Source organism: Glutamicibacter sp., assembly GCF_050701915.1.
Taxonomy (GTDB): domain Bacteria; phylum Actinomycetota; class Actinomycetes; order Actinomycetales; family Micrococcaceae; genus Glutamicibacter.
Map to the genome: position 1 here is coordinate 95,677 of NZ_JBOGEG010000005.1, position 14,588 is coordinate 110,264.

The window sequence follows — 14,588 nt, forward strand, 5'->3', positions numbered from 1 at the left end:
CTGGACTTCGATCACCATTTTGTGAGTCAACCCACACGCCCTTGGAGGAACCAATGACACCGCAAAAACGACTCATCGCACCGCTTTCCCTCTTCGCCGCCTCGGCTGTCCTGCTCTCCGGTTGCGCCATCGACACTGGCAGCAATTCAGCACCCGCAGGCCAGCCACAGACTGGCGGCGTCCTGAAAATCGGCAGCAATGGCGACAACGACCACCTTGATCCGGCACTGACCTCCTATGTGCCCACGCAGAACTTCATCCGCGCCACCAACCGCCAGCTTCTCAGCTACGAAGCATCCACCGATGAGAACACGCGCATCCAGGTCAAGGCCGACCTAGCTGAAGAAGTCCCGGAAGCGACCAATGACGGCAAAACCTACACCTTCACCATCAAGGAAGGCGCGAACTGGGACGCACCGGACGGAGCCCGCCAGATCGTCGCAGAAGACGTGGTGCGCGGCTTCAAGCGCCTGTGCAACCCCTACCGCTCCAGCCCGCTGCTGGGCTACTTCCAGTCACTGCTCACCGGCATGGACGCATACTGCGCAGGCTTCGCCAAGATCGATCCGAAGCCGGAGCCCATGGCCAAGTACATCAACTCAGCCAAGCTGCCCGGCGTGCGCGCGGTGGATGAGCGCACCGTCGAGTTCAACCTCAAGGAACCGGCAGGCGACTTCATCTACATGCTGACCCTCGCCACCGCCACCCCAGCCCCAGAAGAGGTACTCGACTACCTGCCCGACTCCCCCGAATACCGCGAGAACTTCGTCGCCTCCGGACCGTACACCATCGAGGAGTACACCGCTGACAAGTCGATGAAGCTGGTGCGCAACGAGGCGTGGAACGCTGAAACCGATCAGCTGCGCGGCGCCTACGTGGACTCCATCGAGATGACCATGGGCTTGAGCGCCGATGCAGTGACCCAGCAGCTGCAGGCAGGCACCCTTGACATGTCATTCGACACCGGCCTGGCGCCTTCGGTGGCAGCCCAGCTGGCCGCCGCAAAGGACCCGAACTTCTCCACCATCGATGCCGGCTCGGTCAACCCGTTCCTGTGGATCAACGTGGATTCCCCGAGCAACGACGGGGCGCTGGCAGACAAGAAGGTCCGCGAGGCCATCCAATACGCCACCGACAAGGCATCGGTAGTCCAGACCCTAGGCGGCGAGGCGGTGGCCAAGGTGCAGAACGGCATCTTCGGCCCGGGCGTGCTCGGCTACCACGACTTCGACCTCTACCCGACCGAAGGGCACCGGGGAGATCCGGAAAAGGCCAAGAAGCTGCTGGCAGAGGCAGGCTACCCGGAAGGCATCACCCTGAAGATGCCATACCGCAACAAGGACATCGAACCGCAGATCGCCCAGACCCTGCAGGCGGGCTTCGAGAAGGCAGGCATCACCATCGAGTTGATTCCAGTCAGCCCCACCGACTACTACACCGAGTTCCTGGTCAACCGCGAGGGCACCGCCTCGGGCAAGTGGGACATCGCCCCGATGGGTTGGAGCCCTGACTGGCAAGGCGGCGCCGCCCGCTCGGTTTTCCAGCCGCTATTTACCTACAACGGCACCGAAAGCACCTACAACCTGACCAACTACGACAATGTGGAAGCAGACAAGCTGGCCGCCCAGGCGGTGCAGCAGCAGGACCCGGCCAAGGCACAGGAACTGTGGGCGCAGGTCGATGAGATCGTCATGGGCGATTCGATCATCGTGCCGATCGCGGCCCCGACCACCCGCCTCTACCACTCCAAGCGCGTGCAGAACTTCCAGCCCTATGCCCTGGCTACCCAGGGCGACTGGACCAATGTCTGGATCGAGGAGTAGACATGGCGCTGCTTGAAGTAAGAAACCTCAGCGTATCCTTCCCCACCGCGGACGGCACCCTGCACGTGGTCCGCGATGTCAGCTTCAGCGTCGAGGCCGGCGACTTCTTCGGGATCGTCGGCGAATCGGGCTCCGGCAAGTCGGTGCTCGTGCAGGCGATCCTGGGCCTGGTGCCCGGAGCCAAGCTCAGCGGCCAGGCGCTGTTCAATGGACGGGATTTGATCGGGCTGCCGGCCGAGGAGCTGCGCAGGATCCGCGGTGCGAAGATCAGCATGATCTTCCAGGACCCGCTCTCTTCCCTGCACCCGCAGTACACCGTGGGCCAGCAGCTGGTGGAGGCGATCACCACGCACCAGAAGGTGCCCAAATCCGAGGCCCACGCCCGGGCAGTGGCAATGATGGGCAAGGTGGGTATCAAGGATCCCGAACGCCGGGCCGACAGCTTCCCGCATCAGTTCTCCGGCGGCATGCGCCAGCGCATCATGATCGCCATGGCGTTGCTGCTTGCCCCGGAGCTGATCATCGCCGACGAGCCGACCACCGCGCTGGACTCCACCGTGCAGGCCCAGATCCTGGACCTGCTTAGCTCCATGCAGCAGGAGCTGAACACCACGGTGGTGATGATCTCCCACGACCTGTCGGTGGTCTCCCGCGTGGCAAACCAGATGATGGTGCTCTACGCCGGGACCTGCATGGAACTCGGGGCGGCGGACCAGGTGTTCGCCGAACCTGCCCATCCGTACACGGCCAGGCTGCTGGCAGCCACTCCCTCGGCGCACAACACTGAGCACCGGCTGCGCCCCATCGACGGTTCGCTGCCCAGCCTGCTGGCCCCGCCGCACGGCTGCGCGTTCGCGCCGCGCTGCGAGCTGGCCATCGAGCTGTGCCATTCGACGTTGCCTGCCCTGGCCGAGCTCCGGCCCGCGCGCTTCGCCGCCTGCTTCTCCCCGGATACGGCGCTGGCGGCTCTTGAACCGGTACCCGCCAGCACCACTGTGCGGGCCGCTGGCACCGAGCCGATCATCGCCGCCCAGGGCATCGAGCTGTCATTCACCTCCGGCACCTGGCCGCACAAGCGCCAGGTGCAGGTGCTCAAGGGCGTCGACCTTGAGCTGTACCCGGGGGAAACCCTGGGGCTGGTGGGCGAATCGGGCTGCGGCAAGTCAACCCTGGTGCGCGTGATCGCAGGGCTGCTGCAGCCGCAGTCGGGCCGCGTGCTGATCCAGGGCCAACAGCTCGGCGCACCGAACACCGAGTCCTGGAAAAAGGCGCGCCACCAGGTGCAGATGGTTTTCCAGGACCCGTTCGGGTCGCTGAATCCCAAGCGCCGGGTGGGCTCGATCATCGCCGACCCGTTCATGATCCACACGAGCATCCGCGGCGGGCAGCTCAAAACGCGGGTGCGCGAACTGATGGATCTGGTGGGGCTGAACCCGGAGCACTACAACCGCTTCCCCTCGGAGTTCTCAGGCGGGCAACGCCAGCGCATCGGCATTGCACGCGCGCTGGCGTTGAAGCCCCAGGTGGTGCTGTTCGACGAGCCGGTGTCGGCGCTTGACGTGTCGGTGCAGGCGCAGATCCTTAACCTGATCTCCGACCTGCAGCGCGAGCTGGGCCTGAGCTACATCTTCATCTCCCACGACCTGTCGGTGGTGCGCCACATTTCCGACCACGTCGCGGTGATGGACCACGGGCAGATCATCGAGCTGGCCGGCGCGCAGGAACTCTACGAGAACCCGCAGACCGACTTCACCAAGACCCTGCTGGCCGCCAGCGCAAGGAGCTGAGAATGAGCACCCCAACACTTTCCACCCCGGCGGTGACCCAGCGCAGTTCGCTGCGCATGACCGTCGATTACCTGCTCAAGGACCGCGCCGCGCTGCTGGCAACATGCTTCCTGGCGCTGCTTGTGCTCTTCGCGCTGGCCGCCCCGCTGTTGGCACTGGCCACCGGGCATCCGTCCAACGAGCAGTTCCGCGACACCGGGCTGACCTCCGCCGGCGTGCCGGTGGGCCCGGGCGGCGCCTTCTGGCTGGGCGCGGACCAGCTGGGCCGCGACGTGCTGGTGCGCCTTGCCTACGGCGCACGGGTTTCGCTGATCGTCGGCGTGGTGGCCTCCATGGCCGCCGCGAGTATCGGCATCCTGGTGGGCATGATCGCCGGGTACTTCGGCGGCAGGGTCGACACGGTGCTCAGCCGCTGCATCGACCTGGTGATGTCCGTGCCATTCCTGCTGGCGGCGCTGGCGCTGGTCTCCGTGCTCGGCGCCAGCCTGCCGCTGAGCGTCGCGGTGATCGTCTTCTTCTCCTGGACCTCGCTGGCCCGCGTGATCCGCGGACAAGTCATCGCCTTGCGCCAACGCGAATTCGTCGAGGCTGCCCGGAGCTTGGGGGCCGGACATTGGGGCATCATCTTCCGCGACATCCTGCCGAACCTGGCAGCCCCGATCATCATCTACGCCACGCTGATGATCCCCAGCTCCATCGTCTTCGAGGCGACCCTGTCATTCCTAGGCATGGGCATCGTCCCGCCGGATGCCAGCTGGGGCGGGATGCTGGCCGAGGCCTCGGGCAACTCCATCTACCTGACAGCCTGGTGGCTGGTGCTCTTCCCGGGCCTTGCCCTGCTGTTGACCACGCTCGCATTCAACGTGCTGGGCGATGGATTGCGCGACGCGCTGGATCCGCGCACGCGCAGAAAGGGCAAGTAACAATGTTCGTTTTCCTACTCAAGCGCCTGGGCTTCGGGTTGCTGGTGCTGTTCCTACTCAGCCTGTTCGTGTTCCTGCTGTTTTTCGTGGCTCCTGGCGACCCCGCCCGCGCGATCGCCGGAGACAAGGCTACCGAACAGCTGCTCGCGCAGATCCGCGACACCCTTGGTTTGAACCAGCCGCTGTACCAGCAGTACCTCGATTTCGCTTCCCGTCTGCTGCAGGGTGACCTGGGTTTCTCCTACCGTTCCCAGCAGCCTGTCACCGAACTGATCTTCGACAGGTTGCCGGTGACCATGTCACTGGTGGGCGGCGCGATGGTGCTCTGGCTGCTGATCGGTATTCCGGTGGGTGTGGCCTCGGCCCGCAAGCCAGGCAGCCTGCGCGATCGGATCGGGCAGAGCTTCGCGATGACGGGCATCAGCTTCCCGACCTTCGTGCTGGGCATGATCCTGCTCTACACGCTCTACTCGCTGCCCGCCAAGGCAGGTTTCCTGCTCTTCCCGCCCAGCGGGTACATCGAGCTGGCCCAGAGTCCGGTGCAGTGGGCCTGGCACCTGATCCTGCCGTGGATCACCCTGGCGCTGGTTACCGCGGCGGTCTATGCCCGGCTGACTCGTGCGCAGATGCTTGAGGTGCTCGGCGAGGACTACATCCGCACCGCCCGTGCCAAGGGCGTGCGCGAGCAGTCGGTGATCTACAAGCATGCGTTCCGCAGCGCGATGACCCCGCTGGTCACCCAGCTGGGCATCGACATTGGAGTGATGCTCGGCGGCGTGATCGTCATCGAGCAGGTCTTCGGGCTGGCGGGCGTCGGTTCGCTGGCGGTCCAGGCCGTACAGACCCAGGACCGCCCGGTGATCATCGGGGTGGTGCTGCTTGGCGGGTTGTTCGTCGCGGTGGCGAACATCCTTGTCGACATCGCCTACACCCGGCTGGACGCGCGCGTGCGCACCGTCTAGCCACTAACCTGACAGCTGTGCGGGCAGTCCCACCAGGGGTTGTCCGCACAGCTCTTATCTTGGCAGTGCAGTCATTCAGAAAAAGTCTCGCCAAAAATAGTTCTGGCGGTCACACTTCAAAAACGGTTTCAAAATGCATTGATCCCGGCGCGTTAATCCCGCACTAACCTTGCCACAATGTTAATTTTGGAACTATTCGAACCCCACAACTCAGCGATGAAGAACGCCGGCTACTCAAGGATTACAAAGCCAACGCACCACACAAGCTCGTGGTGAAAAAGGCCGAAGCGTTGCTCTTACCTTCCCGTGACGTGGCCCCGGAAATTGTTGCTGAATTCGTGGACCGTGAACCATCTACTCTGAAGAGCTTGTCAGATTGACTCTAGTACGTGAATACTGGAACGTCCGCAACCAACGCTTCCACCATGAAGACGCAGGTCAGCACCCAAGCCTCTGGCAAGAGTCGAAGCCCGGCAGGGTCAAGAATGCAGATTTTGATTCCAAATTATCGAACGTAGGTGATGATATGTGCGCATTCAGGCAGCCGAGTCCAGATGGACCTCGTAGCCAAGTCGTTCAAGTTCCTTGACCGCCCGGGATTTCGCACGATCCTTGTTGTGCTGATCGTAGTAGTCCGGACCAAGCTCCTTGAACACCTCACCGTTAGCCAACAAATGCCAGATAGCCACGATGATGGTGTGTTCAATGGCAACCAGCGCGCGGCTTCCTCCACGGCGAAGATACAACCGCCGGTACCGGGCCGCCAGAAACGATTCCTTGTGCTTGATCGCCGCAAGCGCGGCGGTCCCCAGCGCCGCGCGCAAATGCACGTTGCCACCACGAGTATGCGAGGAGCGTTGCCGGCCTGCAGACTCGTTCTGTCCTGGACAGACTCCGGCCCGGGAGGCCAGGTGCGCCGCATCAGGGAAAACAGTCATGTCCACGCCGACTTCAGCGATGATGACCTGCGCCGTCTGCTTGCCGATCCCGGGCACAGTTTCTAAGGCCTGGCAGGCCTGATCGAATGGTGCCATCGCCTCGGTGATCATCTGATCCAGCATTTGGAGCTGTTCATCGAGGGTATCGATGTGGTGCAAATGAAGTTTCACCATGGCGGCATGATGCTCAGTAAACCGCCCCTCCAACGCGTCGACGAGTTCAGGGATCTTACGCCGCATGGAACGGATCGACAGGTCCGCCAAGACATGCGGGTCTCGTTCCCCGGCCACCAGAGCGTCAAGTATATGCCGCGAGGACACCCCGGTCAGGCTGGAGGCAACGCTGGAGAGCTTGATCCTTCGAAGATTCCAAGAACTTCTCCAACCGCTGGTAGACCTTGGTCCGGTCATGCACCACCGCCGAACGGGCTCGGGTCAGATCGCGAAGATGCCGGATCGGCTCGGGAGGGATGAACGAGGCGGCCAGCAGGTTGTGGGCCGCCAGCTCAGCGAGCCAGGTCGCGTCATTGACGTCGGATTTCCGACCCGGAATGTTCCTGGCGCGTTTGGCATTGACGAGGATAACCGGCAGTTGTTCTTCCTCCATCAGGAAATAGAACGGCTTCCAGTAGTCGCTGGTAGCTTCCATGACGATGACACTCACCTTTTCGGCGTTCAGGTAGCCGATAAGTTCGCGGATCTGGGCGGTGGTGGCTCCGAAGGTCTTCACCTCGGTGCGGTAGGTTCCGCGGCGATGCCCCGGTTTCCGCACGGCAACTTTGGCGTCCCGCTTGGAGATGTCGATTCCTGCGGCGCGCTCATGCACGATCTCCATCGTGCTTCACTTCCTTCCAACATGATCATTGGATCCTGGCGTTGGTGGTGTCGTGGGATTAAGGAGTGAAACGTTGAAATCTATTACTCGTGCTCGAAGCAACAATCCACGGTTCTCGTGAAAATCCGCGCAGGCCAAGCTTCTATCCGGACTCAAGGCACCAGAGTCATACCGGCATGTCGACACCAACAACAACCTCAGAATGCGCCTGCCGCCGGTTCAGCACAAGGCTCCAGGTTGGGAACGCAAGCGGAGAGGTAATTCTCAATCATCCTCGGCGTTGGCGAAGCCCGCTGGGAAGCTTCTATGTCTGTCAAGCCGCCACCTGAACCTCTTCAACCATTGCTGAAGCATTGAAGATTTTGAAGATTCGACGGACCGGGTAGCGTTTGATGCAGCGGCGGATCTCACGATCGGTCTTGCCATCAGTCCGGCGCTTTTCAACATAGGCTCGCGTCTCTTCGTCATGGGTCATGCGCGTGACCGCTGCCAAGTGCAGGGCAGCATTCAATGACCTATCTCCGCCGCGATTAATCCGGTGCCGGGTGGTGTTCCCCGACGATGCGGGAATTGGATTCACGCCAGCCAGGCAGGCAAATGCCGCTTCATCACGCACTCGGCCTTCATGGGACCACGCGACGAAACACTTCGCTGCCGTGATTGCCTTGAAGCCGGTCTCATGCAGCAAGGGTGCCGGTTCGCTGGCTTTGACCAGCCCGTCCAGCTGCTGCTCATTGGCCATCAGCTGCTGATCCAAGTCCAGAATATGCTTGGCCAGCCGTACCGCTTCAGACCGTGCGATCCTCAGCGAAAGTTCTTCTTCGCGTTCCCGCCACCGCCTGATTTCAGCGATCTGGATTCCGGTCAGCTTTCTGCGGGCGTCGATCCCTAAGTTGTTGCTGCGCACCAGGGCATTCAAAGTGGATCGCCCCGGGTTTAGTAGAGGCATATAAACCCCATTCAAGGAGAATAAACGTATGCCTAAGAAATACACGGACGACGTCAAGAAGCGCGCAGTCGAGCTCGTCCTGCTCGCCCAGAGCAACCCGGATACCTCCTACGGTGCTATCACCAGGATCGCCGCACAATTCGACGTCAAAGCCGACACGCTCCGGACTTGGCTACGCCTGCACGAAAGCACCGGCCAAAGAACCGCAGCAGAATCGGTGGACCTCGTCGCGGAAAACCGGAGGTTACGGGCTGAAATGGCCGAAAGTCAGCGAGTAAACGAGATCCTGAAGAAGGCTTCGGCTTTTTTCGCAGCGGAGCTCGACCGCAAATAAGCCTTGTCGTCAAGTTCATCGACGAGTTCAAGAACGACTACGGAATCGAGCCGATCATCCGTGCGCTGGAAGACACCAACGCACAGATTGCCGTGTCGTCCTACTACGCCCATAAGACCCGCCCCAAGTCTGCCAGGGCTACACGTGATGAGAAGCTGGTTCCGCTGATGTGTACGGTCTTCGAGGAAAACTACTCCTGTTACGGGGCGAGGAAGATGTGGCACGCGATGAACCGCGAACATTCGAAGGACCTCGGTCCGGTTGCCAGATGCACTATCGAGCGGCTCATGCCGGTGGCTGGGATCCGCGGGATCAGCCGGCGCAGAAAGCGGCCGGCAACGAAGTCGGTGGATCCAGCCAACGCTCCTGCGGATCTAGTCAAACGACATTTCGCAGCAAATGGCCCGAATGAGTTGTGGGTTGCCGACACCACTTATATCCCCACCCAGGCTGGCTGGGTGTATGCGGCGTTCATCTTGGATGCAGCAACCCGTGAGATTGTGGGCTGGCAGGTCACCAACCATATGAAGGAATCCTTGGCCAGGGACGCTCTGATTATGGCGCTGGCGGCCCGCTACCGGGCCGGAGATGACACGACAGGACTCGTGCACCATTCAGATCGTGGGGTGCAGTATCGATCTGTTAAGTACGGCGAAACCCTCGGCGATGCCAAAGCCTTCGCTTCAGTTGGTTCAAAGGCAGATAGTTACGACAATGCCATGGCCGAGGCCCTAAATTCAGTGTTCAAAGCAGAACTCATCGACCGGAAAAGCTGGTCAGCGCTCATTGAAGTGATGTCCGAAACCGCTGCGTGGGTGAGCTGGTACAACAGCAGCAGATTGCATTCGAGCCTTGGTTACACAACGCCTCTCGAAGCGCATCAAAGCTACGCTCAAGAAGTGATCGCGGCGTAGCGAGAAACGCGATTTAAAATCCTCTACAAAACCCAGGGCTTGACAGCGAAGCAGAGGAAGATGTGGCTGCTTTAGCAATCAATTTATGACCCCCCTGAATGGGTCCGACGATCGTTGGTTTCCCAACATAGAAGCTGCTGTAATTGTTGGTGACTGGCCGGGGCTAGCTGGGAGAGTGGTACTGGTCCCTCCGACCAGGTGTGACTCTTGAATCGTCTAACCCCTAAAGGGCGTCATTTCCGGGATCTGTCCCACTGGCCGGACAGACCGGTATCGACCCGGCCCACCGCAATGGCTTGACGAGAAGCCTGCCTAACCCGCAGAGCCTAAGGAATCGCTCAGACCAGCGCCGGTATTCTGCAGGAGAAATCAGCCACTTGACTGCGATGCTGTTGGCAGCTCCGCGAGCGGGCCCTACTCTGCGATTCGTTTCACCGAATCCCGGCAGATGAGCTCAGTGGAAAGCGTGATGCGCTCAGGGGCTGTCGCCGTGTTCTCGATCCGGGTCAGGAGCCTTCGGGCCGCCTGCACGCCAAGCTCATGCATTGGCTGGGCGATCATGCTCAGCGGCGGGTTCATGACTTCTGCCCAGGGGTTGTCATCGAACCCAATGAGCGAAATATCCTCGGGGATCCGCAGCCCTCGTTCGCGGATAGCTCTCAAAGCGCCGACCACGGCGTCCGATTCCGTGCAGAATACCGCCGTTGGAGCGGCGGGCAAATCGAACATGCGCAGCATTTCTTCCCGTGTATGCTCCGAAGTCTTCTCGCTGGTCATGATCAGCGCAGGGTCGAAAGGGATACCCTCGTCGTCCAGCGCATCCAGGTATCCCTCAAGACGCTCGGCTTCGGTGAAGAGGTTATCCGAGGCGGCATCAACGAGCTCGCGGCGCAGCGTCGGCCTGGAAAGGGTCGGAGGTCCCCAGACGAAGGCAATGCGCCGGTGGCCTGCTTGGATGAGGCTCCGGATGGCGTCCCGTGTGGCGGCGCGATTGTCGATGACCACTTCATCGAGCCCCAACCCCGGAAGGGCCCTGTCGACCAGGATCACCGGAATCCCCTGGTCCCGCGCCTGAGCGATATGCTCAGCGGCACCAAGGGTACGGGCCGCAGTGGAAATGATGATGCCGTCCACCCGTTTGTTGATCAATGCGTTGATGGCCGAAATTTCTTTCTCCCGCGATTCGTCGGTGCTGATCACCAGCGTGTCGATGGAATGGCTCCTAGCCGTATCGGCGATCCCCCGCAGCACCCCGGAGAAGAAGGAATTGCCGACATCGGCCACAATGACACCGAGGGTATGCGTCACCCCGGTGGACATGCTGCGCGCCAGCGCGTTGGTGCGGTACCCCAGATCTTCGGCGGCTTCCAGGACCTTAGCCTGCATTTGCGGACTCACATATCCGTAGCCGCCTAGGGTCCTTGCTGCCGTAGCCCGTCCGACGCCTGCAGCCTTGGCAACATCGGAGATGGTCGGAGCCCCTGTCCTCATCTGCGGCATTTTCAGAAGTCTCCTGTTTATTCCGGTGGTTTCACTTATCTTACTGCTTGGGATTCTGCCGACCAGCATCTGGGGTGGGCAAACGCCGCTTCGACGGTGCATTGGAACTTTGCCGCTTCCGCGCCACAGGCCAGGGCCGCTTCGATGGCGCTTGGCTCCGGTGCCTGGCCGCGTTTCCACCCTTGGCTGGACAGCGAGACTGCGGTGGCGGCCAGAAACGCATCGCCGCAGCCCATGGTGTCGACCATGAGGCTGTGGTCGGTGTGCAGGTGGGCCGGATGAGAAAAGAACCGGTTCTGGCTCAGGAACAGGGAACCCGACTCACCGCGCGTGCCCAGCACCAGCGGGGCTCCGGCATGGCCGATCCGCAGCAGCAGCTCCTTGGATTCCTCCAGGCTCAGCGATCCGCAGGAAACCAGTGCCAGGTCGATATGGGGTGCGGTATCGCCCAGATATTCATCGCTGCGGAATTCCTCTTCGCTGGAGTAGTCGAAGCTGATCAGCGCCCCGGTCCTGGACAAGGCGGACAACTGAGTTTCAATCCGCGAATAGACGCTGGAATGGACTAAGTCGAAGCCTGCAATGTAGTCGAGCAGCTCATCATCGAGAATCAATGGATCCGTTACGGTGACGCCGCCGCCGTTCCAGCTCAGGAAGGTGCGGTCGCCTTCCACCACATGGAGCCGGGAAATACCAGTGCTCCCCTGCTTGACCTGGCAGCCCCACGTCGAAATGCCTTCAGCTTCGAGCGTGCGGCGCATGTAGCCTCCGAGCAGGTCATCGCCAAAGACTCCGAGATAGGCGGCTTCGGCGCCATGGCGCCGGGAGAATACCGCTACGTTAACAGCATTGCCGCCTGGGTAATCCACCTGGCGATCAACGAAACGGTCGATGATATTGTCACCCAGACCGAGCACTCGCATTTGCTTGACTCCTTGATAGCAGAATGCAGGCCGGGACGCATATCAGCGTCCCGGCCCGGACGAACAGCGGCTTAGTATTCCATGACCCGGTAGTAGCGGCGCAGGTCCAGCGAGTGGTCGCGGACGCGCTCCAGGTGCTTGCTGACCCGCCCCATAACCGTATCCAGGACGATCGGCGCGATCAGTGCCCGGCTGACGGGGCTGAAGCCGGCAAGCTCGTAGTTCCTCGTGTCGAAGACCGCGACGTTGGAACTGATGCGCTTGGCGAATTCCTCGGCGCGGTCGGTCAACGGCCGGGTCGAGTCCTCGCCCTGGAAGATGATCACCGAAGTGTCTTCTTCCAGGAGTTCCAGGGCCCCATGGAAGAATTCCGCGCTGTGCACGCGGGAGGTTTTGATCCACTGCATTTCCTCGAGAATGCACATCGAGTACAAGTAGGTGAATCCCCATAGCGGCCCACCACCGATGAGGAAGTGGTATTCGGTGTCCTTGTTGACCTCGGCAAAAGAAATGGCCTGCTCTTCGGCCTTTTCAGCCACTGCAACCAGCGCGTCGGGCAGATTCTCCATTTCGTCGGCAACCAGGTTGTACTCGCCGAACTCTCCTCGCTGGTTCAGGATGCAGCCGATCAGCAGTAGCATCTGCATGTCGAATGGCCAGGTCTTGGGTTGCGAGATGAATGCCTTGTCGACCTTTTGCGCAATGGGGGATTCCGGATAGCCGGTAAAGGCAATGGTGCTAGCTCCCTGCGAAGCGATGTAGTCGATGGCCCGCACTACGTCATCCGTGGTGCCGGAGACGGAGGTGAAGACCGCAAGGGTGCGCTCATTGAGCTGGGCATCTCCTGATTCGATGATTTCCGCGGCGATAGCCGCACGAATCGGCATGGTGGATTTCTGCCGGGCAAGAAGCTCGTAGGGCCACATCTGCGCATAGGTTCCCCCGGAGCCCACCAGCAGGATGTTGTCGATGCCGCCAGCGAGCAACTGGTCAACGTAGCTTTCAATCTGCGGACGGAGAGATACTGCGCTTCCAATTTGGGCGCGGAATTCCGACTCGTTGAAACCGAGCATGTGAGTGATCCTTTCGAAGATCTCAGAGTTCTGGATACGGCGGCTTGTGATACCGGTATCAGGTGAATTCATGCTTGCATGGAATTCATCAGGCGGTCAATAGATAATCCTGAAATCGTGAAAAATAGATGATTTCATTGGCAATGAGCGTTGCCGTCGCCCCGCAGGCGGTCCCGGAATAATAATTTTTTCAAGAACAGCCTGGTACCGGTATCAGAATATGTGTATATTCACATCCAAGTCATCAGAAAGCCGCGACAACCCAGCACGCACTGGGCCGGGGCCAAACCGGGAGGTTAATCTTGAAAAACCCACGCCTTGCCCTGATGGGCACGCTGGCCATTGGCGCGCTGTCCCTGTCTGCCTGCGGCGGACCAGCACCTGAAAGTTCTCCAAGCACCGATTTTGTCTCGGCTCCGAACTACAGCGGCACCATCAGCATTCTCACGAAATTCGCCGGCGAACCGCTGGAATCATATTTCGAGGACATCGCCAAACGCTACGAAAAGGAGCATCCCGAGGTGTCGGTTGAGTTCATCCAGGAGACCGACCAATCAATCAAGGACAAGATCCGCACGCTCACCGCTTCCAACGCACTGCCAGATGCCTACTTCACCTGGACCGGCAATTGGCAGGAGAACTTTGTGCGGGGCGGACTTGCCGCTGATCTGAGCGAGGTGATTGGCCCGGAGACGCAATGGGGTTCGGCTTTCGGCGAGGCTTCCCTTGAGTCCTTCGCGATTGACGGCAAATACTACGGAATTCCGATGTACAACAATGGCAAGTTCATGGGCTACAACAAGGAGGCCTTTGAAAAGGCAGGCGTTGAGGTTCCCACGACCTTCGACGGACTCATCGGCAGCTGCAACGCCCTGCGCAATGCCGGATACCAGCCAATTGCCTTCGGCAACAAGGACGGCTGGCCCGCCTTGCACTACCTGCAGCAGCTTTTCGCGTACAACGTCCCCGCTGACGTTCTGCATGCCGATTTCAAGCCCGAAACGGCTTCCTGGACCGACCCGGGCTACGACCTCGCGTTAACCCAGTACCAGCAGCTGGTCGACGAATGCACCGATACCCAAGCCGGCTCGAACGGAGTGCTCTACACCACGGCCCAGGAGTCGTTCGCCGGTTCGCGTTCCGCGATGTACTACCAGGAAATTCTTGAATTCGACAGCGTCACGGGCAAGGGCAAGCTCGATCCGGACCAGTTCGGGATCTTCCCGCTGCCCGCGCCAGAAGGAGCTGCCGGAGATCCCGGGGCCATCGAAGGTGCTCCAGAAGGCTACATGATCAATGCCAAGTCACCGCAGGCCGCCTTGGCGGCCGACTTCATGAAGTTTGCCACCAGCATGGACAACGCCAAGACGCTTTCCGCTGTTCCATATGGCCAGCCCAGTGCGGTCAAGGGCGCCGTGACCGAACAGACCTCCTCCGCAGCGGTCGCCACCGGCATCGAGAAGGTCAATAGCGCATCCTCCCTGGTGATGTGGCTGGATACAGTGACCGTTCCCGAAGTCGCCGATGCCTGGCTCGCCGGCGGAGAAGCACTCACCAGCGGCAGCAGCACCCCCGGCGAGGTCATCGAATCGGTGCGTTCCGCTAGCGAATCGGCGAAGTAGGTCAT

The 14,588-nt window shown here is 60.8% G+C and carries 10 protein-coding genes and 3 pseudogenes; 8 read left to right on the forward strand and 5 right to left on the reverse strand.

Translation table 11 applies throughout. The annotated features are described in order from the left end of the window. Positions 1–53: 53 nt before the first annotated feature. From ACRDT3_RS05855 to ACRDT3_RS05875, 5 genes and pseudogenes are all read left to right on the forward strand, one after another. Positions 54–1,823 carry an ABC transporter substrate-binding protein gene (locus ACRDT3_RS05855; RefSeq protein WP_431492092.1) on the forward strand — a complete coding sequence of 590 codons (1,770 nt, stop codon included), beginning with the start codon at positions 54–56 and terminating at the stop codon, positions 1,821–1,823. A gap of 2 nt (positions 1,824–1,825) precedes the next feature. After that, entirely contained in the window at positions 1,826–3,610 is a 1,785-nt protein-coding gene (locus ACRDT3_RS05860) for a dipeptide ABC transporter ATP-binding protein (protein ID WP_431492093.1), read from the forward strand. Positions 3,611–3,612: 2 nt separating this feature from the next. Beyond that, positions 3,613–4,533 (forward strand): ABC transporter permease, encoded by a 921-nt coding sequence (locus ACRDT3_RS05865; RefSeq protein WP_431492094.1) that lies wholly within the window; start codon positions 3,613–3,615, stop codon positions 4,531–4,533. Positions 4,534–4,535: 2 nt separating this feature from the next. Next, positions 4,536–5,495, forward strand: coding sequence for an ABC transporter permease (locus tag ACRDT3_RS05870; RefSeq protein WP_431492095.1), 960 nt, complete (start codon positions 4,536–4,538; stop codon positions 5,493–5,495). A 194-nt stretch (positions 5,496–5,689) separates the two neighbouring features. Next, positions 5,690–5,860: pseudogene (locus ACRDT3_RS05875) on the forward strand (IS630 family transposase); the annotation flags it as partial. Between the two features lie 171 nt (positions 5,861–6,031). Here ACRDT3_RS05875 and ACRDT3_RS05880 read toward each other — a convergent pair. Both ACRDT3_RS05880 and ACRDT3_RS05885 read right to left on the reverse strand, forming a co-directional pair. Further along, positions 6,032–7,268, reverse strand: a pseudogene (locus ACRDT3_RS05880) (IS110 family transposase). Between the two features lie 313 nt (positions 7,269–7,581). Next, positions 7,582–8,187: pseudogene (locus ACRDT3_RS05885) on the reverse strand (transposase); the annotation flags it as partial. Between the two features lie 58 nt (positions 8,188–8,245). On the opposite strand from ACRDT3_RS05885, the gene ACRDT3_RS05890 reads away from it, so the two are divergent. Both ACRDT3_RS05890 and ACRDT3_RS05895 read left to right on the forward strand, forming a co-directional pair. After that, positions 8,246–8,551: a transposase gene (locus tag ACRDT3_RS05890; protein WP_431492096.1), complete on the forward strand. Its 306-nt coding sequence runs from the start codon at positions 8,246–8,248 to the stop codon at positions 8,549–8,551. A 44-nt stretch (positions 8,552–8,595) separates the two neighbouring features. Beyond that, positions 8,596–9,465, forward strand: coding sequence for an IS3 family transposase (locus tag ACRDT3_RS05895; protein WP_431492123.1), 870 nt, complete (start codon positions 8,596–8,598; stop codon positions 9,463–9,465). A 414-nt stretch (positions 9,466–9,879) separates the two neighbouring features. Here ACRDT3_RS05895 and ACRDT3_RS05900 read toward each other — a convergent pair whose 3' ends face one another. The 3 genes from ACRDT3_RS05900 to ACRDT3_RS05910 form a co-directional block, all read right to left on the reverse strand. Then, complete coding sequence (locus ACRDT3_RS05900) at positions 9,880–10,965, reverse strand: LacI family DNA-binding transcriptional regulator (protein WP_431492097.1); 1,086 nt, start codon at positions 10,963–10,965, stop codon at positions 9,880–9,882. Positions 10,966–11,000: 35 nt separating this feature from the next. Beyond that, on the reverse strand, positions 11,001–11,888 hold the full coding sequence (locus ACRDT3_RS05905) for a PfkB family carbohydrate kinase (RefSeq protein ID WP_431492098.1): 888 nt from the start codon (positions 11,886–11,888) through the stop codon (positions 11,001–11,003). A 71-nt stretch (positions 11,889–11,959) separates the two neighbouring features. Then, complete coding sequence (locus ACRDT3_RS05910; RefSeq protein ID WP_038993160.1) at positions 11,960–12,961, reverse strand: SIS domain-containing protein; 1,002 nt, start codon at positions 12,959–12,961, stop codon at positions 11,960–11,962. Positions 12,962–13,263: 302 nt separating this feature from the next. On the opposite strand from ACRDT3_RS05910, the gene ACRDT3_RS05915 reads away from it, so the two are divergent. Continuing rightward, positions 13,264–14,583, forward strand: a complete 1,320-nt coding sequence (locus ACRDT3_RS05915; protein WP_431492099.1) for an ABC transporter substrate-binding protein — start codon at positions 13,264–13,266, stop codon at positions 14,581–14,583. Positions 14,584–14,588 lie beyond the last annotated feature (5 nt).

Coding starts and splice junctions, on each gene's coding strand:
- ACRDT3_RS05855 (WP_431492092.1), top strand. CDS start 54: ATGACACCGCAAAAACGACTCATCGCACCGCTTTCCCTCTTCGCCGCC.
- ACRDT3_RS05860 (WP_431492093.1), top strand. CDS start 1,826: ATGGCGCTGCTTGAAGTAAGAAACCTCAGCGTATCCTTCCCCACCGCG.
- ACRDT3_RS05865 (WP_431492094.1), top strand. CDS start 3,613: ATGAGCACCCCAACACTTTCCACCCCGGCGGTGACCCAGCGCAGTTCG.
- ACRDT3_RS05870 (WP_431492095.1), top strand. CDS start 4,536: ATGTTCGTTTTCCTACTCAAGCGCCTGGGCTTCGGGTTGCTGGTGCTG.
- ACRDT3_RS05890 (WP_431492096.1), top strand. CDS start 8,246: ATGCCTAAGAAATACACGGACGACGTCAAGAAGCGCGCAGTCGAGCTC.
- ACRDT3_RS05900 (WP_431492097.1), bottom strand. CDS start 10,965: ATGCCGCAGATGAGGACAGGGGCTCCGACCATCTCCGATGTTGCCAAG.
- ACRDT3_RS05905 (WP_431492098.1), bottom strand. CDS start 11,888: ATGCGAGTGCTCGGTCTGGGTGACAATATCATCGACCGTTTCGTTGAT.
- ACRDT3_RS05910 (WP_038993160.1), bottom strand. CDS start 12,961: ATGCTCGGTTTCAACGAGTCGGAATTCCGCGCCCAAATTGGAAGCGCA.